Annotated in this window: 28 protein-coding genes; 17 read left to right on the top strand and 11 right to left on the bottom strand. The window is 38.8% G+C overall.

Features of this window, described 5'->3' with window-relative positions:
- Positions 1-6 precede the first annotated feature (6 nt).
- The 4 genes from PSR12_RS13780 to PSR12_RS13765 all read left to right on the top strand — a co-directional run bounded on the left by PSR12_RS13780 (position 7) and on the right by PSR12_RS13765 (position 4,111).
- Positions 7-834: an ABC transporter substrate-binding protein gene (locus PSR12_RS13780; RefSeq protein ID WP_221680318.1), complete on the top strand. Its 828-nt coding sequence runs from the start codon at positions 7-9 to the stop codon at positions 832-834.
- Positions 835-1,035: 201 nt separating this feature from the next.
- Positions 1,036-1,731 (top strand): amino acid ABC transporter permease, encoded by a 696-nt coding sequence (locus PSR12_RS13775; protein ID WP_274769383.1) that lies wholly within the window; start codon positions 1,036-1,038, stop codon positions 1,729-1,731.
- A complete protein-coding gene (locus PSR12_RS13770; RefSeq protein ID WP_004230601.1) occupies positions 1,706-2,428 on the top strand; it encodes an amino acid ABC transporter ATP-binding protein in 723 nt (240 codons plus the stop codon). Before PSR12_RS13775 ends, PSR12_RS13770 begins: the two co-directional genes overlap by 26 nt.
- Before the next feature lie 30 nt (positions 2,429-2,458).
- Complete coding sequence (locus PSR12_RS13765; protein WP_274769381.1) at positions 2,459-4,111, top strand: M20/M25/M40 family metallo-hydrolase; 1,653 nt, start codon at positions 2,459-2,461, stop codon at positions 4,109-4,111.
- 423 nt (positions 4,112-4,534) lie between these two features.
- Here PSR12_RS13765 and PSR12_RS13760 read toward each other — a convergent pair whose 3' ends face one another.
- From PSR12_RS13760 to fdhF, 3 genes are read right to left on the bottom strand one after another with little or no spacing between them, the layout of a single operon-like run.
- The gene (locus tag PSR12_RS13760) at positions 4,535-5,581 is read right to left on the bottom strand and encodes an Mrp/NBP35 family ATP-binding protein (protein WP_274769380.1); all 1,047 of its coding nucleotides are present in this window, start codon (positions 5,579-5,581) and stop codon (positions 4,535-4,537) included.
- 12 nt (positions 5,582-5,593) lie between these two features.
- Positions 5,594-6,073, bottom strand: coding sequence for a helical membrane plugin domain-containing protein (locus PSR12_RS13755; protein WP_257522415.1), 480 nt, complete (start codon positions 6,071-6,073; stop codon positions 5,594-5,596).
- A 4-nt stretch (positions 6,074-6,077) separates the two neighbouring features.
- Complete coding sequence (gene fdhF, locus PSR12_RS13750) at positions 6,078-9,014, bottom strand: formate dehydrogenase subunit alpha (RefSeq protein WP_274769378.1); 2,937 nt, start codon at positions 9,012-9,014, stop codon at positions 6,078-6,080.
- A 574-nt stretch (positions 9,015-9,588) separates the two neighbouring features.
- Here fdhF and PSR12_RS13745 point away from each other — a divergent pair.
- The 3 genes from PSR12_RS13745 to moaA are packed head-to-tail and all read left to right on the top strand — an operon-like array spanning position 9,589 to position 11,781.
- On the top strand, positions 9,589-9,936 hold the full coding sequence (locus PSR12_RS13745) for a Na-translocating system protein MpsC family protein (protein ID WP_004230595.1): 348 nt from the start codon (positions 9,589-9,591) through the stop codon (positions 9,934-9,936).
- Positions 9,937-9,948: 12 nt separating this feature from the next.
- Positions 9,949-10,764: a formate dehydrogenase accessory sulfurtransferase FdhD gene (fdhD, locus tag PSR12_RS13740; protein WP_274769377.1), complete on the top strand. Its 816-nt coding sequence runs from the start codon at positions 9,949-9,951 to the stop codon at positions 10,762-10,764.
- Entirely contained in the window at positions 10,765-11,781 is a 1,017-nt protein-coding gene (gene moaA / locus PSR12_RS13735; RefSeq protein ID WP_274769375.1) for a GTP 3',8-cyclase MoaA, read from the top strand.
- A gap of 51 nt (positions 11,782-11,832) precedes the next feature.
- On the opposite strand, the gene moaC is transcribed toward moaA, so the two are convergent.
- From moaC to PSR12_RS13720, 3 genes are read right to left on the bottom strand one after another with little or no spacing between them, the layout of a single operon-like run.
- Positions 11,833-12,315, bottom strand: a complete 483-nt coding sequence (gene moaC / locus PSR12_RS13730; RefSeq protein ID WP_048392450.1) for a cyclic pyranopterin monophosphate synthase MoaC — start codon at positions 12,313-12,315, stop codon at positions 11,833-11,835.
- A complete protein-coding gene (gene mobA, locus PSR12_RS13725) occupies positions 12,308-12,898 on the bottom strand; it encodes a molybdenum cofactor guanylyltransferase (protein WP_221680325.1) in 591 nt (196 codons plus the stop codon). The genes moaC and mobA overlap by 8 nt, the downstream gene beginning before the upstream one ends.
- Complete coding sequence (locus tag PSR12_RS13720) at positions 12,895-13,389, bottom strand: MogA/MoaB family molybdenum cofactor biosynthesis protein (protein ID WP_274769371.1); 495 nt, start codon at positions 13,387-13,389, stop codon at positions 12,895-12,897. Before PSR12_RS13720 ends, mobA begins: the two co-directional genes overlap by 4 nt.
- A gap of 107 nt (positions 13,390-13,496) precedes the next feature.
- Here PSR12_RS13720 and PSR12_RS13715 point away from each other — a divergent pair, with 107 nt between their 5' ends.
- Genes PSR12_RS13715 through moaD form a run of 5 tightly spaced genes read left to right on the top strand, consistent with a single transcriptional unit; the run spans position 13,497 to position 17,007 of the window.
- On the top strand, positions 13,497-14,513 hold the full coding sequence (locus tag PSR12_RS13715) for a thiazole biosynthesis adenylyltransferase ThiF (RefSeq protein WP_274769370.1): 1,017 nt from the start codon (positions 13,497-13,499) through the stop codon (positions 14,511-14,513).
- 13 nt (positions 14,514-14,526) lie between these two features.
- On the top strand, positions 14,527-15,816 hold the full coding sequence (locus PSR12_RS13710) for a molybdopterin molybdotransferase MoeA (RefSeq protein WP_274769369.1): 1,290 nt from the start codon (positions 14,527-14,529) through the stop codon (positions 15,814-15,816).
- Positions 15,786-16,304 carry a molybdopterin-guanine dinucleotide biosynthesis protein B gene (mobB, locus tag PSR12_RS13705; protein WP_274769367.1) on the top strand — a complete coding sequence of 173 codons (519 nt, stop codon included), beginning with the start codon at positions 15,786-15,788 and terminating at the stop codon, positions 16,302-16,304. Before PSR12_RS13710 ends, mobB begins: the two co-directional genes overlap by 31 nt.
- Positions 16,301-16,777, top strand: a complete 477-nt coding sequence (locus PSR12_RS13700; protein ID WP_221680330.1) for a molybdenum cofactor biosynthesis protein MoaE — start codon at positions 16,301-16,303, stop codon at positions 16,775-16,777. The genes mobB and PSR12_RS13700 overlap by 4 nt, the downstream gene beginning before the upstream one ends.
- The gene (gene moaD / locus PSR12_RS13695; protein WP_221680331.1) at positions 16,774-17,007 is read left to right on the top strand and encodes a molybdopterin converting factor subunit 1; all 234 of its coding nucleotides are present in this window, start codon (positions 16,774-16,776) and stop codon (positions 17,005-17,007) included. The genes PSR12_RS13700 and moaD overlap by 4 nt, the downstream gene beginning before the upstream one ends.
- A 37-nt stretch (positions 17,008-17,044) precedes the next feature.
- Here the strand turns inward: moaD and modB are convergent, their stop codons facing one another.
- Together modB and modA are read right to left on the bottom strand one after the other, a co-directional pair.
- Positions 17,045-17,701, bottom strand: coding sequence for a molybdate ABC transporter permease subunit (gene modB / locus PSR12_RS13690; RefSeq protein ID WP_221680332.1), 657 nt, complete (start codon positions 17,699-17,701; stop codon positions 17,045-17,047).
- Between the two features lie 3 nt (positions 17,702-17,704).
- A complete protein-coding gene (gene modA / locus PSR12_RS13685) occupies positions 17,705-18,490 on the bottom strand; it encodes a molybdate ABC transporter substrate-binding protein (RefSeq protein ID WP_274769365.1) in 786 nt (261 codons plus the stop codon).
- Between the two features lie 162 nt (positions 18,491-18,652).
- Here modA and PSR12_RS13680 point away from each other — a divergent pair, with 162 nt between their 5' ends.
- From PSR12_RS13680 to PSR12_RS13670, 3 genes are all read left to right on the top strand, one after another.
- Positions 18,653-19,579, top strand: coding sequence for a helix-turn-helix transcriptional regulator (locus PSR12_RS13680; RefSeq protein WP_257522405.1), 927 nt, complete (start codon positions 18,653-18,655; stop codon positions 19,577-19,579).
- A gap of 228 nt (positions 19,580-19,807) precedes the next feature.
- Positions 19,808-20,434 carry a trimeric intracellular cation channel family protein gene (locus PSR12_RS13675; protein ID WP_255600900.1) on the top strand — a complete coding sequence of 209 codons (627 nt, stop codon included), beginning with the start codon at positions 19,808-19,810 and terminating at the stop codon, positions 20,432-20,434.
- A 56-nt stretch (positions 20,435-20,490) separates the two neighbouring features.
- Positions 20,491-21,192 (top strand): SIR2 family NAD-dependent protein deacylase, encoded by a 702-nt coding sequence (locus tag PSR12_RS13670; protein ID WP_257522404.1) that lies wholly within the window; start codon positions 20,491-20,493, stop codon positions 21,190-21,192.
- Positions 21,193-21,222: 30 nt separating this feature from the next.
- Here PSR12_RS13670 and PSR12_RS13665 read toward each other — a convergent pair whose 3' ends face one another.
- The 3 genes from PSR12_RS13665 to crcB (PSR12_RS13655) are packed head-to-tail and all read right to left on the bottom strand — an operon-like array spanning position 21,223 to position 22,276.
- Positions 21,223-21,570 carry a hypothetical protein gene (locus PSR12_RS13665; protein ID WP_274769362.1) on the bottom strand — a complete coding sequence of 116 codons (348 nt, stop codon included), beginning with the start codon at positions 21,568-21,570 and terminating at the stop codon, positions 21,223-21,225.
- A 14-nt stretch (positions 21,571-21,584) separates the two neighbouring features.
- Positions 21,585-21,914, bottom strand: coding sequence for a fluoride efflux transporter CrcB (gene crcB, locus PSR12_RS13660; RefSeq protein ID WP_257522403.1), 330 nt, complete (start codon positions 21,912-21,914; stop codon positions 21,585-21,587).
- The gene (gene crcB / locus PSR12_RS13655) at positions 21,911-22,276 is read right to left on the bottom strand and encodes a fluoride efflux transporter CrcB (RefSeq protein ID WP_221680339.1); all 366 of its coding nucleotides are present in this window, start codon (positions 22,274-22,276) and stop codon (positions 21,911-21,913) included. Before crcB (PSR12_RS13655) ends, crcB (PSR12_RS13660) begins: the two co-directional genes overlap by 4 nt.
- A 911-nt stretch (positions 22,277-23,187) precedes the next feature.
- Between crcB (PSR12_RS13655) and PSR12_RS13650 the strand changes: the two genes are divergently transcribed.
- Both PSR12_RS13650 and PSR12_RS13645 read left to right on the top strand, forming a co-directional pair.
- Positions 23,188-24,930: an ABC transporter ATP-binding protein gene (locus tag PSR12_RS13650; protein WP_274769360.1), complete on the top strand. Its 1,743-nt coding sequence runs from the start codon at positions 23,188-23,190 to the stop codon at positions 24,928-24,930.
- Positions 24,927-26,660, top strand: a complete 1,734-nt coding sequence (locus PSR12_RS13645) for an ABC transporter ATP-binding protein (RefSeq protein ID WP_221680340.1) — start codon at positions 24,927-24,929, stop codon at positions 26,658-26,660. The genes PSR12_RS13650 and PSR12_RS13645 overlap by 4 nt, the downstream gene beginning before the upstream one ends.
- Positions 26,661-26,675: the final 15 nt, after the last annotated feature.

Below are 26,675 nucleotides of genomic sequence, written 5' to 3'. Positions count from 1 at the left end.
TATTTGATGAAGAAAAATTTATTCTATTTATTATTGGTGTTGGTTATTTCGCTGATGGCGGCATGTTCGGAAAATAAAACAAATACACAAGTTCCAGCTACTGCGGATGCAAAAAATGAGGATCAGGATAAAAGTGTAACAACAGAAATGAAATTGGTTAAGGATGGCAAGTTAACATTTGCAATGAGTGGTTTACTCAAACCATTAAATTATAAGGAAAACCAAGAATTAGTAGGCTTTGATGTTGAGATAGGGAAAGAAATTTCAAAAAGGATTGGGCTAGAAGCAAATCCTGTAACAAATCCATGGGAAACAATTATTCAAGGGTTACGAGGAAATAAATATGATGCCATTATTGGCAGTATGACAGCTACCGAGGAAAGGTCTAAACAGGTCGACTTTTCAATCCCTTATTATGTTTCAGGTGCTACAGTATTTATCTCGAGTGAAAATAATGAGATTAAAACGGTAGAAGATTTAAAGGGAAAAACGATTGGTGTTATGCAAGCTAGTACGTATGTTGAAGATGCGAAGAAATATACAGATAAAATCAAAGAATTCCCTAGTGAAATCTATGCATTACAAGATCTTCCACCAGGTCGGCTAGATGCAGTAATTACTGATAGAATTGTAGGTATTTCAGCCATGCAAGAATCCGGATTAAAGATTCAAGCCCTAGGAGAGGTCATTAAAAGAGAAGAAATTGCAGTGGCGATTAATAAAGATAATGAAGTTTTATTAGAAGCGATTAATAAGGCGATTGAAGAGATGGTTAAGGATGGAACGTATAAAGAAATAAGTATGAAATGGTTTGGGAAAGACTTGTTAGAATAACTGTTAAAAATAGCGTGCCTAGTATGCTAAAGACGTACTAGGCATAGATATTAATTGTTCTAAAATATAAAGTTATTAAAATTGTAGGTTAAATAGATTGAAAATTCTATCTATTTAATCCCTACCAAAATCTAATTTTAGCTATCTATAGGAGTGTTTGTCTTTTACGTCCACATACTTAAAAGAGGTTAGGTGATTAATATGGATTTTCTAACAAATGTAACATCTATATTCCAAAAGCATGGCATTGAGTTTTTAAAAGCGACAGTTTTAACTATTGAATTAACAATTGTTTCTTTATTTATTGCTTGTGTGATTGGGTTAGTGTTTGCCTTCTTCAAAGTATCCAATATAAAAATATTGGAAATTATTGCTAATGCTTACATTTTTGTTGTTCGTGGTATGCCATTAATCGTACAACTTATGTTCTTATACTATGGTATTTCTAGTATTTTTACTTTATCAGACTTTGCAGCAGGATCCATTGCGCTGGGAATTCATTCAGGAGCATATATTGCAGAAATTTTCCGTGGATCCATTCAATCTATTGATAAAGGCCAAATGGAGGCTGGTCGATCATTAGGAATGACATATTTTAAAACAATGAGAAGAATTATTTTACCTCAGAGTTTTAAAAGAGCTATTCCAGCATTAGCTAATCAATTTATCATAGGGTTAAAAGATTCGTCTTTAGTAGCTTATATCGCAGTGTCAGAATTATTTAACCATGCACTTTCAACCCAAGCATACAACTATATGCCTCTTGAAACATACTTTGTTGTGGGAATATACTATTTAATTTTAGTCTTATTATTCACGTTGTTATTTAATAAACTTGAAAGTCGACTGGATGTTGGAAGGAGGAAAAAACGTGATAAAGTTGAAATCGCTTTCTAAATCATTTGGTGACTTGGAGGTTTTAAAAGGGATCAATCTTGAAATTAATAAATCAGAAGTGGTTGTTCTAATAGGGGCTAGTGGATCAGGGAAGAGCACTTTATTACGATGTATGAATTTTTTGGAGATATTAGATTCAGGTACGATAAGCATTAATGATGAGATTATTGATGTAAAAAGAACTAATTTAAATCATGTAAGAGAAAATATGGGGATGGTATTTCAACATTTCAATTTATTTCCCCATTTAAGTGTTTTACAAAATGTAATAGAAGCACCAATTCAGGTGAAAAGGCAAAGTAAAGAGGAAGCGATTAAATTTGCTATGAATTTGTTAACACGAGTAGGTCTTGCTGATAAAGCTAATTACTATCCTGAACAACTATCTGGTGGTCAAAAACAACGAGTTGCTATTGCTAGAGCACTGGCAATGAATCCAAGTGTTATGTTATTTGATGAACCAACATCAGCATTGGATCCTGAGTTGGTAGGAGAAGTCTTAGAGACTATGAAAAACCTTGCTAAAGACGGAATGACGATGGTCGTCGTAACCCATGAAATGGGCTTTGCTAAGGAAGTTGCGGATAGGGTAATTATGTTAGCAGATGGCAAAATTATTGAAGAGGGCTCGCCAGTCGAAATTTTTAAAGCACCAAAACAAGAAAGAACGATTAAGTTTTTGCAACAAGTTTTATAATTATTATCTTTAATTAGGGGATGATGATAGATGTTAAAAACGTATGAAGAAGTATTAAAGGTTACGAACGAACTTGTAAATATTGAAAGCATTGTTAATACCGAAGGGGAAATTAACATATCAAAGTCACTGGCTAAAACAATTTCTAATTTACCTTATTTCCTGAAAAATCCTAATTATGTGTTTACTTCACGAACAATTAATGATGAGGTTGAAAGGTACAATGTGTTTGCATTTGTAAAAGGGACTAAAGGAGATAGTAATAAAACGGTTGTGCTAATGGGACATACAGATACGGTGGGTATCGATGATTATAATAGTTTGAAAGAGAAAGCTTGTTTTCCTAATGAACTGCATGAAGCGTTAAAGGGTGAAGAAGTTCCGCCGTTGGTTCGAGAGCATTTAGAATCAAATGAATGGTTATTTGGAAGAGGAACACTTGATATGAAGAGCGGTGTTGCAAGCCATTATTATCTATTAAAATATTATTCAGATCACCCAGAGGAACTGAATGGAAATATCGTATTTTTTGCTGAATGCGATGAAGAGGATAGTTCTCATGGCGTATTGTCTGGTTTAAATGATTTAAAAATGTTAAAAGTAGAGCATGGGTTTGATTACGCGGCATTAATTAACTCCGATTTTGTTGCTCCTAAGTATGAGGGGGATGAAAGTAGATATATATATAAAGGAAGCGTTGGTAAGCTACTCCCTTCTTTTTATATAACTGGGGTGGAAAGCCATGTAGGTTCTAGTTTTGAAGGAATCGACCCTAACTATATTGCTGCGGAGTTAACTAGACAAATTGCATATAACCCAGAGCTATGTGATAAATCGTTAGGAGAAACACCAATGCCACCTGTAAGTTTGAAGCAAACTGATTTTAAAGAGACTTATACAGTTCAGACAGCTCTTGCTTCATATGTATATTATAATTTCTTTGTGCAATCATGGTCACCTAAAGATGTGTTAGAAAAGTTAAAAGTCCATGCTGAAATTGCATTTAATAATGTAATAACTAATTTAAATCATCATTATAAGAGATATTGCGAAATTAGTGGGCAGGAATATACAAAATTGCCATGGAAGACGAGGGTATTGTTCTATGAAGAATTAGAACAATCAATTATTGTTGAATATGGGGACAATTATAAAGAGCATATAAAAAATTTTAAACACGAATTATTAAAAAATAAAGAGTTAGATGTACGCATGTTTTCTGCAAGAGTGGTAGAAGAAGTTTGGAAGTGGACCAAGGATAAGAGTCCTGCAATCATTATTTTTTATTCTTCATTGTACTCACCATGTGTAGAAGTAACTGGTAAAAATGAAAAAGAAAAAAATTTACTAACCGCCTTAGATTATGCAGTTGAAAAAGTTCAACCACATTATGATAAGCCTATTGTACAAAAAAATTATTTCCCTCATATTTGTGATATGAGTTGCGTGGCTATAAATGTCGATGAAGATAGTGTGAATTCAGTTGTTAACAATAACCCTAGCTGGAGAACTAAACATTATGTAAATTATGATGCCATTAGAGAATTAAATATCCCTGCAATCAATATTGGACCATATGGATATGATGCACATAATAGATATGAAAGAACAGAATTGAAATATACTATGGAAATAATGCCTAATTTAACAAAGCTAGTAATAGATAAATTACTTGAAAATTAAAGCGTATCATGGTATTCGTTTTAGTGAATGATAGAACGTTTCGGATCTAAGCGAGGGTTAGGTCAAAAACATCTCGATTGGGGGATGATTGACTGTGCCTTTAGGGGACATGCTCATGGTCATTCCTTTTTTACTTCTTGTTGATAATACAAATTATAGAGTCTTAATTTATATGCAAGGTAACTTTTTCTGACAGATGATGTGACTGAAGAAGTGTGCCTAAGATAAAAAAATGTAGACGCAATGTTTGGCGGGGACTTTTGCTTATCTTATTTTTTTCTTCTATATAATAACATACTCTTGGTCACATAAAAAACACCTTCACGTTGATTGTTCGGGATGCTTATCCCCTTATTTCAGCGAAAGGTGTTTTCATTTGTATCAGTTTTTAGATTAGTGCATGGTAAAAAAACAAATCAAGGGTTATTTATAGAGTAGATCTTCTGCTAAATGAGTAAACACCTCACCGATTATCGACTCTTCATCATAGATCGAGGAACCTGTATTTTCCTCAGGTTGAGCAAAAGGAATTTGAGCGATTACATCTGTCTGTAATAAATCTGCTAATTGTTCGGCTCCGCCTTGTCCAAATAGATAGTTTTTTTGACCGTCAGCACCTTCAAAATAGGCCATGTTTTCAACAACACCAAGAATCCTGTGTTTCGTATGTTGCGCCATCAAGCCTGCACGAGAAGCAACATGAGAAGCGGCAAGATGCGGTGTTGTCACGATGATTTCTTGAGCTTGTGGAATCATCGCAGCCATATCAATCGCAACATCACCTGTACCAGGTGGTAAATCGATGAGGAGATAATCTAAATCTCCCCATAGCGTGTTGACAAGGAAATTGCGAATCCACTTATTGAGCATAGGACCACGCCACATAACAGGCTGGTTGTCATTTGTAAAAAAGCCCATCGACATTATTTGTACGCCGTGACGTTCTACTGGAATCGCCGTTTGATCAAGCATGGTAGGCTTTTGATCAATCTTCATCATGGCAGGGATACTGAAACCATAAATATCAGCATCTAAAATACCTACACGTTTGCCAAGACGAGCAAGTGCAACCGCTAAATTGATTGTTACAGTAGACTTTCCAACACCGCCTTTACCACTTGTAATGGCAATGAATTGAACACCAGAATTAGGCAGTAGCATGTTTGGCATTCCTTGTTCAGTCACATTTTTTGCCTGTAGAGAGGCGGTTAAAGTGCGTCGCTCCTGATCTGTCATAGAGCCAAAGCTAATGGTAACAGTGGAGGCACCAAGCGCTTGTAAGGCCTCCTCCACATCTTGCTGTATTTTCGCCTTTAACGGACATCCTGGTATGGTCAAAATAATATCCAGCGCTATATGGTTGTCATGTATTTGAATGTTTCGCACCATATTCAAATCTACAATACTCTGATGTAGCTCAGGATCATTTACCTGTTTCAATGCGTTTACAACATTTTCTTTTGTTAACATTTAGGAACCACCTTATTCTTTTAAGCCTTTGCCGAGTCCCTTTAAGAAATGAACCCCAAAATTGAGCGCACGATTGACATCTGGATCGTTTATCATTTTCATGAGCTTAAAGGCACTGACCTTTTCATTCGATTCAAGTGCTTTACTTGCTTCATCTACGCCTGTATTTAAGCCTTCAATCAGCTTAGTCGTTGTTTCAGGATTGAGCTCCGTCAATGCTCCCGCAACACCCATTAAATTGTTAATGATATTGGTTACAGGCTTACGTGTTAATTGTCCAAGTGCAATATGGGCCACTTCCTCTTTGGCTTCAAGTAGCTTCATTGCTGCTTCTAATGCACCGATATCATTTAATTCAGCCATAATACTAAACACTTGATTGACGGTTTCTTCATTTTCAGAAAGCAGTTCTTTTAGATTGTCTAATTTTTGTTCCTTTAGTTGTTCTTCCGTTAATTGTTGTTTTTTAATACCTGTAATGGGTACAGCCATGCTCTCACTCTCTTTCGTTTATGGTTGTTAAGTGAACGTAGCCAGGACGATTCCATTTTCGTTGTACCTCAACACCATTTTGAGGATGACGCTTTTTATAGCGTGGGTTTGTGCGAGGAAGTGGTGATTTACCTTTTGCTTTTAGCACTTCTACTCGTACTTTTGTTTGTTTATAAGCTGGTGTTGACGTATTCACATCTGCTGCAGGGCCAGTTAGGAAGTTGATGGCTGAATCTTTGCTAACAGAGTTCATTGGTAAGAATAATTCGTTTCCTTGTACGCGATCTGTAACAAGAGCATTTAGCTTCAAGGCACCATATGGAGACACTAAACGAAGTAGGGCTCCATCTGCAATGCCTCGTTCTTTCGCCAATTCTGGTGATACTTCAACGAAAATTTCAGGTACTTTCGATTGAATACCTTTCGATTTATTAGTTAGATTTCCTTCATGGAAGTGTTCAAGCATACGGCCATTATTAATATGACAATCGTATTGTGCTTCAAACTCAACAGGTTGCACCCAATCATTTAAAGCAAAACGAGCTTTTTTGTCAGGGAAGTTAAAGCCATCTTCATATAATAAAGGCGTATCCTTACCATCATGGCTACCCCAACAGAAGCTTCCCCAGCCTTCAAGAACATCATAGTTGGCTTGTGAGAAGAGGGGAGACAGGCTCGCCATTTCATCAAAAATGTCACTTGGGTGATCATAATGCCAATCTGCTCCTAAACGACGAGCAACCGCTTGCAAGATTTCCCAATCTGCTTTCGACTCACCAAGTGTTGGTAATACTTGATACAGGCGTTGAACGCGGCGTTCTGTATTCGTGAATGTACCTTCCTTTTCAAGCGAAGGCGCAGCAGGTAAAATCACATCTGCATATTGTGCTGTGCGTGATAGGAAACAATCTTGGACAACGAAAAAGTCAAGCTGTGAAAGCACCTCATCTACATGGTTAGCATTACAGTCAACGAGTGCCATATCTTCACCCACTAAATACATTGCTTTCATTTTCCCTTCCATAATCGCATCTAACATTTGCATATTATTTCGACCAGGCTGTGGTTGAATAGGGACACCATAGGCTTTTTCGAATTTTGCACGTGCCTCGTCATCAGTGACTCTTTGATAGCCTGGCAGTAGATTTGGAAGTGTCCCCATATCGCAGGCACCTTGCACATTGTTATGGCCGCGAAGTGGGTAGGCACCAGCACCTGGACGACGATAGTTCCCAGTTGCTAAAAGTAAATTTGAAATCGCCGCGGATGTATAGGAGCCACCAGTATTTTGTGTTACACCCATGCCCCAAAGAACACATGTCCCATCTGCATCACGAATCATTTCAGCCACTTCGATCAATGTTTCTTTACTTATACCAGTCATTTCTTGCGCATAATCAAGTGTATAGGTTGCAAGTACTTGTTTAAAATCTTCATAATGAAGGACGTTTTCTTGAATAAAGGCTTCATCATGCCAACCTTGATCAATGATATATTTGGTAACAGCCATTAACCAAACTTGGTCAGTACCTTGCTTTGGACGCATAAAGATGTCGGAACGCTCTGCCATTTCATGCTTACGAATATCAGCAACAATTAATTTCTGACCATGTAATTTATGTGCACGTTTCACACGTGTTGCTAAAACAGGATGTCCCTCAGCTGGATTAGCCCCAACAATAATGACAAGTCCAGCCTTAGCAATATCTTTGATCGTACCAGCATCTCCTCCCATGCCAACTGTACGTAATAAACCATCAGTTGCAGGAGATTGGCAATAACGAGAACAATTATCGACATCGTTTGTTCCAAATAATTGGCGGGCCATTTTTTGAATTAAGTAATTCTCTTCATTTGTAATTTTAGAAGAGGAGATAAAGCCAACAGAACCTGGACCATATTGTTGTTGAGTGCCACCTAGTTTTGTTGCAATTAAATCCAGGGCTTCATCCCACGATGATTCCACAAACTCATTATTTTTACGAATGAGTGGTTTTGTAATACGTTCCTCAGAATTGATAAAATCCCAGCCGAATTTCCCTTTGACACATGTAGAAATCGCATTTACTGGACCATCGGAAGGCTGTACTTTTAAAATTTTACGACCCTTTGTCCAAACTTCGAACGAGCAGCCTACACCACAGAAAGTACAAACTGTTTTTGTTTTTTTGGTGCGCTTACTACGCATAGCAGCTTCCACTTCAGAAACGGCAAAAATACCGCTATAACCTGGTTCAACTTCCTTAATCAAACTGATCATCGGATCTAACATATCCTGTTTGAGGCCAGTCATAAATCCTGCCTCTCCAAGCATGGATTTTTCCATTAAGGCATTACATGGACATACGGTTACGCATTGACCACAACTTACACAGGAAGAATCATTGATAGCTACGCCTGTATCCCAAATGACACGTGGTCTCTCTGCTTCCCAATCGAGGGATAATGTTTCATTTACTTGTAGATTTTGACAAACCTCTACGCACTGACCACAAGCGATACATTGGTTAGGATCATATCGATAAAACGGATGGGACATATCCACTTCATGAGGTTCAACTTTTGGTTGGTAGGGATATTTTTGATGCTCGATTTCCATCATTTCAGCGGTGTTGTGTAATGCACAATTACCATTGTTGTTATCACAAACTGTGCAATACAGTAAATGATTTTCAAGTAGACGGTCCATCGCTTCTGTTTGTGCCGCTTTTGCTTTGTCAGAAGTTAGGAGTACATTCATGCCGTCTACTGCCTTTGTAGAGCAGGAACGAACTAATTGGCCATTCACTTCCACGATACATGTATCACATGTTTCAATTGGGTCAACAGCGGGCACATGACAAATCTGTGGATGCGGAATGTCATGTTGATTAATGGTATCAAGGATTGTAGCTCCTTCTTTTACTTCATACGGTACGCCATTAATATTAATTTGAGTCAAGGTAACTTCCTCCTTTTGCACTTTGAGACGAATCGGATAACATGTTACAGCTTAAGACAAAAGGGAATAACAAATCGAGTTGGTGATTGTTGAAAAAGATTGTCTTGTTATCATTGTAATTCCCAATGGTTCTTGAAGCTACCTCAAAATAGGTAAATTGCTAGATCATAACATGTTATCCATGTCTCGGTTTGAAAAAATAAAAAAATCCACCATGAAATCACATGTCCTAGACATGCTAATAATTCATGGTGGATAAAATTCTTAGCAGGTCTTGCTAAAAACTCAATCTACTTTTATTTTTTAATAACAATAGAATTCAACTATTAAAAACACTATGCAACATCGTAACATAGGGATCAAAATAAATTAATTCCATTTGTGATATGCATATTATAGCCCTTTCCTTCAAAATGAACAATATTTATCATAAAATTTATTAAATGAGAATTGTTATCAAAAAGTATTTTCTCTTTTATTTTTTTAAAAGTTGCTATATCATTAACAAACTGTAAGGGTGGCCTACATAACCATTTGCCTAAAAAAGTTTAATTATGATGGGAGAATCGTTGCTATGTCTAAAAAAATCCACGAATTTAATGACATGATTCGAAAGTTAAGGAAGGAAGTATTTGGTAAAGGTCCGGAGCGTATTCATACCGTTTTTGTAGAGAATATGGCTGTATCTACCCTATACGGAAATATCACTCCGACAGAAAAATTTATTGCCAGTACACCAGAAGGGCTGAAAATGGTCCATGCTGCAAGAACAAGTATGATTCAAGATTTATATAGACAATCGCCACCAGAGGGTATGGAAGAACTGATGGGCAGCAAATTACTTCACTTATTTTCAGATATTAAAATTGAAGAGGATTTTGCGATTTCCGTCTTTGTTTTTGAAAAGCATATCAGTGAATAAAGGGGATGCCTTATGGATCGAGCAATGACAAGAAAAATTGTGCGTGTTGAAGGACAACGAGTGACAGAAATGGATGATTTAATTGTTTCAGAATACGCTGTGACCGTAAAAATTAATCAGCAAGAATTTGTCACGATGGTATGTACACCGGAGTATGTAGAAGATATGGTTATTGGCTACTTAGCTTCTGAACGAGTGATTCGTAGTTTTGAGGATATTGAGGAAATTTGGCACCAAGAGAAAGAGGGCTTTGTGCATATTAAAACAAAGCATATTAATCCTTATTACCAACAGACGCAAAACAAGCGCTATATTACGTCTTGCTGTGGGATGAGTCGACAAGGGTTTGTGTTTACGAACGATGCATTAGTAGCGAAAAAAATGGATCAAGTCCATGTGCAAATAACGACCGAGGATTGCTTCCGTCTAATGCATGCGATGCAGGATAGTGCCGACATTTTTAAGAAAACGGGTGGCGTGCATAATGCTGCACTCTGTGATGTAAATGGCATGGTCCTAAGTCGCATGGATATTGGACGTCATAATGCTTTGGATAAAATTTACGGCTATTGCCTACGCAACAACATCCGTATGGAAGATAAAATTATCGTCTTTAGCGGACGAATATCATCAGAGATTTTACTAAAGGTTTCCAAAATAGGCTGTGCCATTGTGTTATCTAAATCAGCACCAACCGAATTAGCATTGCAATTAGCAGAGCAGCTTGGTATTACGACGGTTGGCTTTATTCGTCAACAGACATTGAATATTTATACACATCCACAACGCATCCTATTACCAGCTAATGAATTGAAAGAAGGAGATTAAATGACGAATCTACAAGACCAATTACACAGACCGTTAAGAGATCTAAGAATATCCGTGACAGATCGTTGTAATTTTCGCTGTCGCTATTGTATGCCAGCAGAAGTATTTGGTCCAGATTACGCATTTTTACCGTCTGATAAAATATTAAGTTTTGATGAAATTGAACGATTAGTAAAAATCTTTGTTTCATTAGGCGTGAAAAAAATACGGATTACAGGTGGGGAACCCTTGCTACGTCGTGATTTGCCCGAATTAGTTGCCCGTATTCACCGCATAAAGGGTGTAGAAGATATTGCTTTAACAACCAATGGCTCGTTATTAAAAAAATACTCACAGCCATTGGCACAGGCAGGCTTAGCCCGAGTTTCTGTTAGTTTAGATTCACTTGATGATGAGCGTTTTTTCGAGATGAATGGTCATAGAGGCAAGGTATTGCCAGTGTTAGAGGGAATTGAAAAGGCTGCAGAAGCGGGCTTACAAGTAAAAATTAATATGGTTGTTCAAAAAGGGAAAAACGAACAAGATATTGTTACTATGGCGCAGTTTTTTAAAGAAAAACAACATATTCTACGCTTTATTGAATATATGGATGTAGGGAATTCAAACGGCTGGCGCTTGGATGATGTGGTGTCCAAAAAAGAGATCATTGAGCAAATTCATCAGTTTACGCCTTTACAACCAATAGCTCCCAATTATAAAGGAGAAGTGGCAACGCGTTATCAGTATCAAGATACTCAAGGTGAGCTTGGTGTCATTTCATCTGTAACGGATTCATTCTGCTCCAATTGCTCACGTGCTCGTCTCTCTGCAGAAGGGTCATTATACACTTGTTTATTTGCAACAGAAGGCACGGATTTAAGGGAATTGTTACGTTCAGGGCAAGATGATGCTGCCATCATCAAGTGCATTTCGAACGTTTGGGAAACAAGAAATGATCGTTATTCAGATGAACGCAATGAACAAACGATGGCAAAAAGGAAAACGTCAAAAATTGAAATGTCTCATATTGGGGGGTAGCGTGTAAAAAAACAGAAAAAAATCGGCACAATAATGCCGAATTTTTTCTGTTTATTTATGCACAAAAGTGCCACTTTTTCCACCCGTTTTTTCAACAAGGTAAGTTTCTTTGATGACCATCGTCTTATCAACGGCTTTGCACATATCATAAAAAGTTAGTGCAGCGACAGACACAGCAGTGAGAGCTTCCATTTCAACACCCGTTTTTCCACTACATTTAACAGTGGCTTGGATATGGAGCTCATAGCCATTCTCTGCTTTTTCATAATCAAACTGGAAATCCGTGCCCTGTAGCATAATGGGATGGCACATGGGAATGATATCAGCTGTTTTTTTAGCTCCCATAATCCCTGCAATTTGCGCAACTTGCGTCGGATCACCTTTTTTAATGCCTCCTTGTTGGATGGCTTCATAGACCGCATCGGATAAAAGAATCGTACTGCGCGCAATGGCTGTACGTGTGGTAATTTCTTTTGCGGAGATGTCGACCATTTTAGGACGACCTTCTTCGTTCCAGTGTGTAAAATTATTCATTATTAAACTCCTTTTTACTTGTTTGTGACCAGTCTTGTTGTGCGTTGATATTGATGAATGTTGAGCAATCGTCATCAAAAGGGACATAACAAACACGAAGTTGCTCTAAAAGCACTTTCATACTTCGTTTATTTTGTGCCGTTAATTGTGTCGCCTTTGGTAAAGCCGTACGTCGATATAATGCAGCTAATGGCTGATCGCGTAGTGCTTGCGTCGGAACAATGGCATCGTACGTGTCATGAATCAGGCCTAACATTTTTTGGATAAATTTTGCATTCATATAAGGCATATCGCTCGCTACGACAAAAAACCATTCCACATCAGGATAGGCTGTCATGATATGATGCAAAGCAAAAAGAGGGCCTTGATGTGGCTGCTTTTCAATGACCCATTGGACATTTTCCTTTCCAAACTGATGTTGTAAGTGCGCATTCGTAGCGATAATAAGAGGATCTAGCTGATTTTTTTGCAGGGCTATGAGACTATGTTTATATAATGGCTGTCCAGCAAACATCTCAAACATTTTTGGCTGTCCATAGCGAGAGGATTGACCGCCAGCTAACACTATACCTGCAATTTTCATAAGCGCTTTAACTCACCTACAAAATGTTGGACAGTAGGTACTATGAGCTTCGTCATAGCCAAAGTCACCGCATTTGTGGAGCCTGGTAAAACATAAATGGCTGTTTGCTGGAGACTTCCAGCGGTGGCACGACTAAACATCGCCTTTGGGCCAATTTCTTCATAGCTGAGCATTCGAAATAATTCACCAAACCCCATCATTTCTTTTTCAAGCAGAGGCAGAATGGTGTCATAGGTTTGGTCTCTTGGTGTAAATCCTGTTCCACCAGTAACGATAATGGTATTTATTGTTGGATCGCTGCACCATTTTTTAACATAACGAGCGATATCGAGCGGTTCATCCTTTGTTAGTTGGTAGTCTACAACTTCAAATGCAGCTTCCTGTAGTAAGGACTGAATACGCTGACCAGCATAATCATCTGCCTTTGTGCGTGTATCACTGACCGTTAAAAGGGCAACTTGAATTGGTTGCTGCTGATGTGTGGGATGCACAGTAAGACCTCCTTCAAATGCGTTTTTGCTAAAAAACATTGCTTTTATTATAATGCTATAAATGAAAAGGTCAAACGAAAATTCATAGAAAGAAAGGCCTCATACGTATGCAAAATAGATATTCTAGACAACAATTATTTCATCCCATCGGACAAACAGGGCAACAATCCCTCCAGCAAAAACATGTCCTTATCATAGGTGCGGGGGCATTGGGGAGTGCTAGTGCAGAAGCGCTTGTGCGAGCGGGTATTGGCAGGCTGACCCTCATTGATCGTGATTATGTAGAGTGGAGTAATTTACAAAGACAGCAATTATATACAGAGCTAGATGCACAAGAAAAAATGCCCAAAGTTATCGCAGCTAAAAAGCGTCTCCAACAAATAAACACAGAGGTAGAAATTCATGTCGGTATTATGGATGCTTGCACAGAGACCTTGCTACCATTACTAGAAGATGTTGATGTGATGGTCGATGCGACCGATAATTTTGATGTTCGCTTTGTCATGAATGACCTTGCGCAAAAATATCGTATTCCTTGGGTATATGGCTCTTGTGTTGGTAGTTATGGGGCGACTTATACAATTGTGCCAGGCAAAACACCTTGTTTGCATTGCTTATTAAACGTGATGCCTCATACTGGGATGACTTGTGATACGGTAGGAATTATTAGCCCAACGGTACAAATCGTAGCTGCTTATCAAGTGGCAGAGGTTTTCAAGCTGCTTGTTGGGGATGACAAAGCCTTACGAAAAAGCTACTTAACGTTTGATGTTTGGCAAAATCAACACTATGAAATCAATGTGGAGAAAATAAGGCAGGGTGATTGTCCATCTTGTGGCGACAAGCCAACCTATCCTTACCTATCCTATGAAAATCAAACGAAATTACAGATCCTTTGTGGCCGAGACGCGGTACAAATTCGACCACCAAAGCCTATCTACTATTCGCTCGACCAGCTGGCAAATCAGCTCCGTTCCCACGGAGAAGTTCAGATTAATCCGTATTTGCTATCTTGCCAAGCGGACGATTACCGAATTGTTATTTTCCAAGATGGGCGAGTCGTGATACATGGTATACAAGATATACAGAAAGCCAAAAGCATTTATTATCGTTTATTAGGTTAAGGGAGTGTACCAAATGGTAGAAAAAAGACAACCAATTCCTGTGGCAGAAGCCGTTCATCGTGTAATGGACTATGCCTTTCAAGCAAAAAAGGAGCATGTGCCATTAACGCAAGCGCATGGACGTTTTATAGCACAAGCTATTAGAGCCGATCATGATGTACCAGCTTTTGATCGTTCACCGTATGATGGCTATGCCATTCGTTCCATCGATAGTCAAGAGGCATCTTCACAGCATCCAGTCCGCTTTCAAGTCGTTGGGGAAATTGGCGCTGGCTATGTCTATGATGACGAAGTTGGCGATCATCAAGCTGTCCGCATTATGACGGGGGCCCCGATACCACAAGGATGTGATGCAGTGGTCATGCTAGAATTAACCCATACATTTGAAGAAAATCATCAAAAGTATATGTCGATTAAACGACCTTTTGAAGCAGGTACTAACATTTCCTATAAAGGGGAAGATGTACAGCAAGGCGCTGTCCTCATTGAACAGGGACAAACGATTAATCCAGGAGTGATGGCACTGCTTGCTACTTTTGGCTATGAGCAAGTACCTGTTTATCGTAAAACAGTTATTGGTGTGCTTGCCACTGGTAGCGAATTATTAGAGCCAGGGGAATCTTTACAGCCAGGTAAGATTCGCAATAGTAATGCCTATATGATTATGGCGCAAATTGAGCGTGCTGGCGCAGAAGTGAAATATTTTGGCAAGTTTAGTGATGATCTTGCGTTATGTATTGATCGTGTTGAAAAGGCCCTACAGGAAGTTGATATTTTAATTACAACGGGTGGCGTTTCCGTAGGTGATTATGATTATTTACCAGCTATTTACGAGGCGATTAATGCAAAGGTATTGTTTAATAAAATAGCGATGCGTCCAGGTAGTGTGACAACAGTTGCTGCTCGCAACGACAAATTATTATTTGGCCTTTCTGGTAATCCTTCAGCCTGCTATGTTGGCTTTGAACTATTTGTACGTCCGATTATACGTTCTGCATATGGGCATACTCAACCACATTTACGTAGAGAGCAAGCTATTTTAGGGGCTGATTTTACAAAGCCCAATCCCTTTACACGCTTTGTACGAGCTCGTATCGATTATGAAAAAGGGCAGCTCGTAACTGTCCCATCTGGGTTCGATAAATCGAGTGCAGTTTCATCTTTAGCGACAGCCAATGCGTTCATTGTTTTACCAGGAGGCTCCAGAGGCTATGAAAAGGGTATGCAAGTGGATGTCCTTTTGCTAGAAGATTTGCAAGGAAGTGAGTGGCCTTGGGACAATATCGAAAAATCTTACAGATAGTTGGCTATCAAAATAGTGGGAAAACAACATTGATGGCGCAATTGATCAAGCGGGCTACAATGGAAGGGCTAAGGGTTGGAGCCATTAAGCATCATGGACATGGTGGTGTACCGATGATGGAAACTTCAAAGGATAGTAGTCGGCATGAGCAAGCAGGCGCGGTTGTCACAGCAGTGGAGGGGGCGGGTACTTTACGTATGAGTATCCACCAAAATAGCTGGCAATTGGCTGATATACTAGCGATTTATGATTCTTTTCCCCTGGATATCATGCTAATTGAAGGGTATAAAAATGAACATTATCCGAAGGTTGTGCTGCTGCGCACTGCTCAGGACCAAGTACTGCTACAGCAAGTAACCAATATCCTCTGTGTAATTTATTGGCCAAGCTGTCCACTTGATCTATCCCTAACAATCCCAGCTTTTTCGATTCATGAAGAAACACAATATATGGAATTTTTGTTGACAGAAATGAGGGGAAAACGATGACGACAGCGTTATTTGAAATTATCGATCAACCGATAGATGTAGAGGAAGTAAGGCAAAAAGTCCTTAGTCGAAATGCTGGAGCCATCACATTATTCATCGGCACAGTGCGTGAAATGACGAATGGTAAAAAAACGATGCATTTGGAATATCAAGCCTATCCAGCAATGGCGATTAAAATGTTTGAACAGATTGCAAAGGAAATACAAGAAGAGTGGCCAGAAGCAAAAGTGGCCATCACCCATCGTGTCGGGCATTTAGCTATTTCCGATATTGCCGTAGTGATTGCTGTGTCATCACCGCATCGTAAAATAGCTTACATGGCGAATGAATATGCAATTGATCGCATAAAACAAATCGTACCCATATGGAAAAAAGAACATTGGGAGGACGGGACAGAGTGGATTGGTGATCAATTGGAAAATGTCCCCTATCCGCAAGGGAAACCAGCCATTCAGGAGGAGGAAGACCTGTGATTAACATTTTATTATTTGCCCACCTACAGGAAGCACTAGGTGAATCAAAGCTATCAGTAGAGCTGTCAGATGTGACAGTTGCACAGTTAAAAGAGTGGATGGAAAAGCGCTATCCTCAGCTAACATTACAACAGATCATGACAGCGGTTAATGAGGAATTTGCAACGGATACGACGATTGTCAAATCTGGCGACACAATCGCCTTTATTCCACCGATCAGTGGGGGATGAGCAAAAAGAGGTAGTTGGCTTGAGCCAACTACCTCTTTTATACTTTCAGGATATGGATAGTAAGAAGTAAAAGGAAGGAAATGGCGATCATACACAGAACCCATGTCCAGGCAAGGGGCATGTTTCCAGAATCGATGGCCATATATATTGCTAGCGGTGTTGTTTGTGTTTTCCCTGGAATATTTCCCGCAAACATAAGTGTCGCTCCAAACTCACCCAAAGCGCGTGTGAAGCTTAGAATCCCACCAGAAACAAGTGCCTTTAATGCAAGGGGAATGGACACATAGAGAAAGACCTGCCATTCATTCGCCCCATCCACACGTGCTGCATTTTCAATATCTCGATCGACAGAGGCAAAGCCAGTTTTAGCTGATTGATACATTAATGGAAAGGCAACGATTGTAGAAGCGATGACGGCCGCCCACCATGTGAACATGATAGGTTGATCGAATAGCCAGATAATGAAATTTCCTAGCATACTATTTTTCCCGAAAATGACGATAAGCAGGAAACCGACTACGGTAGGAGGTAAAACTAATGGTAGTAGCAATACCGTTTCTAGCACTAGTTTGCCTTTGAAATCATGAGTTGCCATCCATTTACCCATTAAAATACCTGCTATAATAGCGATAATCCCTGCAACAAAAGCAATTTCAATCGAAAGCCTAAGTGGAGACCAAAAATCGGTACTCATCTTTTATTGAGCCCCTTTAAATCCATACTTTTCAAAGACATCCATCGCTTCATCACTTTGTAAGAAGTGATAAAAATCCTCCGCCTCTTGTGCATGCTTACTAGCTTTTAAAACACCTACAGGATAAATAATCGGTGCGTGCATAGCATCATCGGCAGTTGCCACGACATTGACCTGATCAGAGACAAGGGCATCTGTTTTATAGACCATCCCAGCATCCACATTTTCTGTTTCTGTATAAGTAAGTACTTGACGTACATCTTTTGTATATACTACTTTTGATTCGAGTGAATCCCACAGTTGCATATTTTTTAATGTGTCCACACCATACTGTCCAGCAGGAACCGTTTCGGGCGTACCGAGTGCAATTTTTCCTGCTTGTTGTAAATCTTCAAAGGATTGAATTTGCTTTTCATTGTTTTTAGGCACGATTAATACTAAGTCATTGGCTAAAAGATCCGTTCCTAGCTTTTTATCGATCATTTCTTTCTCTACAAGCACATCAAATTTATCCTCCGCTGCTGAAAAGAAAAGGTCTGCAGGAGCACCTTGTAAAATTTGTTGCTGTAAAGCACCTGAACCACCAAAGTTATAGAGGATTTTGATTGTATCGTGTTGTTTTTCATAAGTTGTTTTCAATTCCTCTAAGGCATCCTGTAGACTAGCCGCCGCAGAAATCGTGAGTTCAACAGGTTCGTTTGTTGCCGCCTCTTTTTCTTGGTTACCACAGGCTGCTAATAGTCCAACTAGTACGAACAGTGTCGCAAATAAACGATAAAATTTTTTCACTATGAGTATACTCCTTTTATAACTCGTTATAACAAGACATAACTAATTATAATCAGATATAAATAAAAAAGAAAGTTAGTAAGGGTAGAAAATGTCAAGATGTTCATAAAGCTATAAATACGTTACCATGTAAATAGAGGCTTATAGGAGGAGAACTTTTACATGTCACAAGAACAATCCTATACGATTGAAGAGGTTGCACAATTATTAAAGGTTTCAAAATTAACAATTTATGATTTAGTGAAAAAGGGTGATTTGCCAGTTTTCCGCGTAGGACGGCAAATGCGGGTAGATCGTGCTGACTTGCAAACCTATATACAAAAACGGAAAACAGGTAGTACGCCAGCTGTGGCACAGGCTTCCATTGTCACTCCGACTAAAAATCATGCGAAAATTATAGTGAGTGGGCAAGATTTAGTATTAGATATTTTAGCAAAATATATCGAGAAACGACGATCTATGAAAGTATTACGCTCACATGAAGGTAGTTTTAATGGTGTAATGGCGTTGTATCACGGAGACTGTGATATTGCGAGTTTACATATGTTTGATGGGGATACAGGAGATTATAATACTCCTTATGTAAAAAAAATCTTTGTCAGCCATGCCTTTGTGCTCATCAATGTTGTATCACGTAAAGCAGGTTTCTATGTTCAAAAGGGGAATCCGTTGGAAATTCACACATTTGAAGATTTTCAAACAAAGACATTCACATTTATCAACCGTGAAAAAGGCTCAGGTGCTCGTACTCTGTTAGATGAGCAATTGCGCATTCATGGTATTGCATCATCCACGATTGCAGGCTATGCCCATGAAGAAATGAGCCACCTCGATGTCGCCTCTGCAGTCGCCAATGGACGTGCAGATGTTGGGATTGGCATTGAAAAAATCGCCAAGCTTATTCAGGTCGATTTTATACCAATGGTCACTGAACGTTACGATATTGTGTTATTAAAAACACCAGAAAATCAACCGCTCATCGATATGGTGAAGGAGATTTTAAATACTTCTGATTTCCAATCTGAAGTAGCTGCATTAGGAGATTATGACGTCTCTTTAATGGGCCAAGTCATGTATGAAACGCTATAATCGAAAATTCATATTGAGTTTAATGAAAAAATCAATTACAATTCTAACTAGGAAATTTTATGGTCGTTGTGTCATTTAGTATGGCTCAGCTACTATATGTTTTATGATACATGGTGAGATGGATAAATTAGTAGGTGCTACTGCTAGGATATTAGCCCACCATAAAATAGCTTGCGTACTCAATGCGCAACTATTTTATGGTGGGCTTTTTTGTATAGTAAAAAGGAGATGGATGATGTGACATGGTCAGTACTACATATTATTGGCATGATTGCCTACGCCATTAGTGGAGCATTTGTTGCGTTACAGGCCAACTATTCTTTTATTGGCATATTTGTGCTTGGTCTTACAACGTCTTATGGTGGTTCCATTATCCGCAATGTTGTACTGGATATCCCTGTGTCAGATATATGGGAACGGCAATCCTTATTAGTCGTTTTAGTCACGCTGACGACCATTTTATTTGTCAAAAGGAACTGGATTCATCATTGGAACCGCTGGGGCTATTTCTTTGATTCAATTGGCCTAGCCTCTTTCGCCATACAAGGCGGATTGTTAGCAAAAAGCTTGCATCACGACCTAGGTATCATTATTATAGCGTCGATGTTTACGGGTGTTGGCGGAGGCATGGTTCGAGATTTATTAGCTGGTAGAGCGCCGCTTGCATTAAGAGAAGAAATCCACGCTGTCCTAACCTTTGTATGTGCCCTTTGTATATGGTTGGGGTGGGATAGCCCGTTTGAATTGTCAGTCATTGTTATTTTTATAGTAGTGATTCGCATGTTATCTGTGAATAATAAATTAAAATGGAAGCTTCCTTTTCAACATTCCTATAACCATGCAAAGGAAAAATAGGTTGATTGTCGAAATAGGTGAAGGTAGTTTTTTAATTCGAAAAAAGGAGGGGTAAAATGGCAATAGAACGTTTACGTGAGTGGTTACTATCTTCAAATAATACAGTGATTCTAACAGGAGCGGGCATGTCAACGGAAAGTGGAGTTCCCGATTTCCGTTCAGCATCTGGTTGGTGGAAACAAATGGATCCAAGAACTGTCGCAACAACGGAAGCATTAACAGATCACTACTCATTATTTCATGAATTTTATAAAACACGTATTGAAAACCTAGAAAAGGCGGCTCCCCATGAGGGGCATCATATATTAGCTGATTGGGAAGCAAGAGGTCTAGTGTCTCTAATCGCTACTCAAAATGTGGATGGTTTTCATCAATTAGCGGGAAGTCAATACGTAGAGGAATTACATGGCTCCATTCGATCTATTCGTTGTCAACGTTGCCAGCAGGCTGCAGGCATGGAAAGCTTCTTGAACAAGGCTAATTGCTCCCATTGTGGTGGGAAACTTCGTCCAAATGTCGTGCTATTTGGAGAAAGCCTACCACAAGCAAGCTGGCACCGTTCCATGGAGGCAATCAAAACAGCTGAACTTGTCCTTGTCATTGGAACGAGTCTTGAGGTGTATCCCGTCAACCAACTGCCTATGATGACAACAGGAAAAACTGTTTATATTAATATGGATATTTCACAGCAGACAACCCCATTTGATCTGACGGTGAGAGGGAAAATAAAAGAAGTGTTGCAAACACTTCAAATCTAAAAAAGGCGCCCTTGCAATTCCAAGTGGCGCCTAAAACATTTGGGGTAGAAATTCCCTCATGAATCGTTGATTTTTTCGTAACCATATCTTCAAAATCATACGATGTGTTAACAGTTTATGCCTTTTATTTGGTCTCGCCTTTGCTTCTATGAGGCTCTGTAAAAGAATACAAGTTTCAGGTGCAAAAGCTTGAGGTTCAACGAGAACATCCAGCTTGTAATCAATCAACTGGGCTGTCTGAACCTTGGCAAGTAATTGCGCAAATTGTGTATTCATGGTAGCGTAATTTTCCTTTAATTCTAGGTCAATCAATGAATAGAGCGTTTGCTCTATTTCAACTTCTAATTCCTCCAGTAACTCTTTTGACGGCAGTGTCAATAGTTCACCCTCTTTTATACGACTAGATAACCAATAGCTGCACTAAGTATGCCAATTAGCAAGGTACTGGCAATATAGCTAATGGCTTGTCTCCATTTTTGTTGTTCTATAAGCTGTAGACATTCAAATCCAAAAGTAGAAAAAGTTGTGTAGGCTCCTAAAAAACCTATGCCAATTAATTGCCATAACCAATCACTAAGATGTAGGGCAAATAAGAAACCAAGCGCAAAGGAGCCTGTACAATTAATAATCAAAGTCGCCCATGGATAGGGATGTACAAGTAATTTTCCTAAATAAAATCTAGAAAGAGCGCCAAAAAATCCACCAATTCCAACTAAAATCATGCAATACGCCCCCTAGCAAGTCGTATTCCCAGCCATGTGCAAGCTAATCCACCTAAAACACTCACTGTAACATAGAGTACAGCCTGTAGCCACTCGCTATTTTCTAGGAGTAATAGTGTCTCTAAGGAAAATGTCGAAAAGGTAGTAAAAGCGCCACAAAACCCTGTACCTACTCCTAGTATAATAGGTGTGCGTTTTATAAAAGAAGTAAAAAGCCATGCTAAGCAAAAGCAGCCCAGTAAATTTATAAACAGTGTTGTGAATGGAAATATTTCTGTATTGGGAACGGCGAGACTAAGGCTATATCGACAGATGGCACCAAGAATTCCACCAATTCCCACGGCTAGGAATGACCTCAACATAAAAACCCCTTACTGAAAATGACTATAATGAAAGTGTATCATGAGACAAAAATTTTAGAAATATTTCAATTCAAGTTATGTCCCCAAATCGATTATTAAAATGTATATAGTGTATAGAAAGTTATAAATGCTTATGAAATAATATTTCGAAATATTATATATGGAAAATGAAATGTATTTTATTACATGGACAATTCTTGTTCCCTCTTATGTGAATCCGTTGACGGAAAACCCGATGACGGCTAAACCATAAACGGAAATCACGACACTACTAAATAATAAATAACTAAATAATAATTAACTAAATAAAGATGATGATAAGCATATTGAAGGAGTGCAATAGACGCAAAGAGAATATTCTATTGTCTGCTATTTGGTATCAAAATCACTAGTCGTGTATTTCAGTCTTTAGGTTAATGTTTGTGCTGTAGAATTATTGTAAGGTTATAGACAACACTGTAATTTTAAGCATGTTCTCCCTTTGATTCCTTGAAGCATTTCAATGCTTTAAAGCGCTAACTATTTCCTGAAAATGATAAAAAATAACAGGGTGATAGTTGACAAATATTTCTATAGTGTGATAATCTTCAAGAACACTATAACAAATAAACTAAAGGAGGGCATGACAATGTTAATTTTATCCGCATCAAATTCAATCACAGTTACATACATTGTCCGTGCCTAACGCTTTATTTACTATTGCAGAACTAGGTATGGAATTATCCTGCCTTTTATAAGAGACACTTACTCTTTTAGGGTATGTGTCTTTTTTTGTGCAAAAAAGGTTGTAGTGAAAACAAAAAGGAGTGTATGTATATGACAAAAACAGTTAGAAGAATGATTTTCAAAAAGGAATTTCTAGAAAGTGGGTAGTCATCCACAACAGCACGGAGGAAAGAAGGTTATGATGTATGTTTGATGTGTTAAGTAAATTAGGCTGGTTCTTTAAAAAATACTGGAAGCAATATACGGTGGCCATTATTCTACTAATGGTTGCCAGTGGATTAGAGGTTGTCCCTCCCTATTTACTCGGTTCTATTATAGATCTATTGACTGCAGGAGAAATGACACCAGCTATTTTAACAAAGTATGTCTTGATTTTTATTGGGATTATTATTGGGGGCTATTTATTAAATTTTGTGTGGCAATTCCGACTATTTGAAGGAGCTATCAACCTTGAGAAAATTTTACGTCGTAATTTAATGCAGCATTTTTTACGCATGACCCCAACATTTTATGAAAAAAACCGTACCGGTGACCTGATGGCGCGTGCAACAAATGACTTGAATGCCGTATCCACGACAGCAGGTTTTGGCATTATGACGTTGATTGATTCAACGATTTATATGGGCTTTATTATTTTTGCGATGGGCTATATGATTTCGTGGAAGCTTACATTTTTTGCTATGTTACCAGTTCCTATTATGGCGATCCTCATTCAATATTTAGGGAAAATTGTTCATGAGCGATATATGAAGGCACAAGATGCTTTTGGGGAACTAAATGATAGTGTGCTAGAATCTGTAGCAGGAGTGCGCGTGGTGCGTGCCTATGTGCAGGAAAAAAAGGATGAGGCTAATTTTGCAGATATGAGTGAAGTTGTGTATGCGAAAAATATTCATACAGCGAAAATCAATGCTTTATTTGGTCCAATTACAAAAGTCGGAACAGGCATTAGCTATGTTGTAGCACTTGGTTACGGGGCTCATTTAGTGGCAACTGAGGCGATGACGGTTGGGCAACTGGTCACGTTTAATGTTTATTTAGGTTTGGCTGTTTGGCCGATATTTGCGATTGGTGAGCTCATCAATGTTATGCAGCAGGGGAATGCCTCACTAGATCGCGTGCAGGAAACCTTGAACTACGAGGCGGATGTTCAAAATATTCCGAATCCACAAATGATTGCGACACCAAATGCGATTGGCTTTGATGCCTTAACATTCCAATATCCGATGAGTCAGGTGAAAAACCTACAGCAGATTTCACTTTCCTTGAAAAAAGGTCAAACCCTTGGCATTGTAGGTAAAACGGGAGCAGGTAAAACAACCTTCCTACGCCAATTATTGCGAGAATACCCAATTGGTCAGGGACAGCTTGCCATTGACGGTATCGATATTACGGCTCAAACGAAGGAGCAGATCCTCGATTGGATTGGTTATGTGCCACAAGATCATGTGCTATTCTCACGAACTATTCGTGAAAATATATTATTTGGGAAAGAAGATGCAACACAAGCAGAGTTGCAGCAGGCGATACGTGCCGCTTATTTTGAAAAGGATTTAGACAATCTACCAATGGGCCTTGAAACACTTGTTGGAGAAAAGGGTGTCTCTCTTTCAGGCGGTCAAAAACAACGTGTGTCTATTGCTCGTGCTTTAATTAAAGATCCTGAAATTTTAATGCTGGATGATTCGCTTTCCGCTGTCGACGCGAAGACAGAGGCAAGAATTATTGAAAATATTCAGCGTGAACGTCAAGGTAAAACGACGATTATTACGACACATCGCTTGTCTGGTATTCAGCATGCCGATGTCATCATCGTACTGGATGATGGGCAAATTGTAGAGCAGGGAACACATGAGGAACTTCTTGCGCAACAAGGATGGTATAAAGAGCAATTTGACCGTCAGCAGCTAGAAGGAGGTGCCTCATGAGTACGAGTCAACGTTTAATACGCTATGCGATGTATTTTAAAAAGCCGATACTATTAGGCTTATTCTTCCTAACCATTGCCGTATTCACGGAGCTTGTTGGACCGTTTATTGCGAAACATATTATTGATAATTATATGACAATCGGTCATATAGAAATCAAACCGATTACATGGTTGCTCATTGTTTATTTACTTTTAGCCATTGCAACAGCCATATTACGTTATTTTATGTATATTTATTTGCAAATTGGGGCAAATCGTGTCATCCAAAAATTACGTAAAGATGTCTTTGAACATATTCAAACTTTACCGATCCAATACTTTGACAATTTACCAGCGGGTAAAATTGTTGCTCGTGTAACAAACGATACAGAGGCAGTTCGGAATCTATATGTACAGGTACTATCTAATTTTGCGACGAGCTTTATTTCTATTTTTGGGGTGTATATAGCGCTCTTTATTTTAAATTGGAAAATGGCAATGCTTGCTTTAACCATGATTCCAATTGTTTATGTGTGGATGATTTTATATCGAAAATTTGCCTCTAAATACAACGATGTCATTCGTACAAAAATTGCAGATATTAATGCCATGATTAATGAATCCATTCAGGGCATGACAATTATTCAGGCGTTCCGTCGTGAGCAGCAAATGACGAAGGAATTTGATGACATGAATAATGAGCATTATGCGTATGAACGTAAGCTGCTGGTGCTTGATTCAGCTACATCCTTTAACCTTGTGAATACGCTAAGACTCATCATGTTTACGGTCTTTATTTTCTACTTTGGTACACGCTCATTCACTGCAACTGAAGTGATTACGGCAGGGACATTGTATGCATTTGTTGATTACTTAACAAAGCTATTTAATCCGATCACGAATATTGTGAACCAGTTTTCACAGCTTGAGCGTTCACTCATTGCAGGTAAACGTGTCTTTGAGGTGCTCGATACGAATGGCGAGCCTGTTTCTAAAAAGAGCATCCCACGATATAAAGGAAATGTGGTTTTCGAAGATGTTTCCTTTGCCTATAAAGATAATGAATATGTGTTGAAAAACCTGTCATTTGAAGCACATCAAGGTGAAACAATTGCCTTAGTTGGTCATACAGGTTCAGGGAAAAGTTCCATAATGAACTTGTTGTTCCGCTTCTACGATCCGTCAAAAGGCAAAATAACCATTGATGGCATTGATATTACCTCTGTTCCACGTCAAACGATGCGTGAACATATGGGTATTGTGCTACAGGACCCTTACTTATTTACGGGTACGATTGCATCCAATGTTAGCTTAAACAACCCGCGCATCTCTCAGGAGAAAATAGAAGCTTCCTTAAATGCTGTTGGTGGGGAACGCGTTTTAGCTAATTTACCAAATGGCTATGAGGAGCCAGTCATTGAGAAGGGCAGTACATTATCTTCAGGACAACGTCAGTTGATTTCATTTGCACGCGCTCTAGCATTTGATCCAGCAATTTTAATATTAGATGAAGCGACATCGAATATTGATACGGAAACGGAAGAAATTATTCAGCATGCGATGGATGTCCTGAAAAAAGGACGAACAACGTTTATTATTGCCCATCGACTTTCTACGATTAAAAATGCAGATCGTATTCTTGTACTTGATCGCGGGAAAATTGTAGAAAACGGCACGCATGATGAACTGCTAGCACTTGGCGGAATTTATGACAAAATGTATCAAATGCAAGCGAACTCCTTACAATAAATTAATAGCTATGAA

The sequence above is a fragment of the Lysinibacillus sp. G01H genome (genome assembly GCF_028872195.1).
GTDB classification, from domain to species: domain Bacteria; phylum Bacillota; class Bacilli; order Bacillales_A; family Planococcaceae; genus Lysinibacillus; species Lysinibacillus capsici.
Note: the sequence above shows the minus strand (reverse complement) of the source record. Positions and strands in the feature narration are given on the sequence as shown.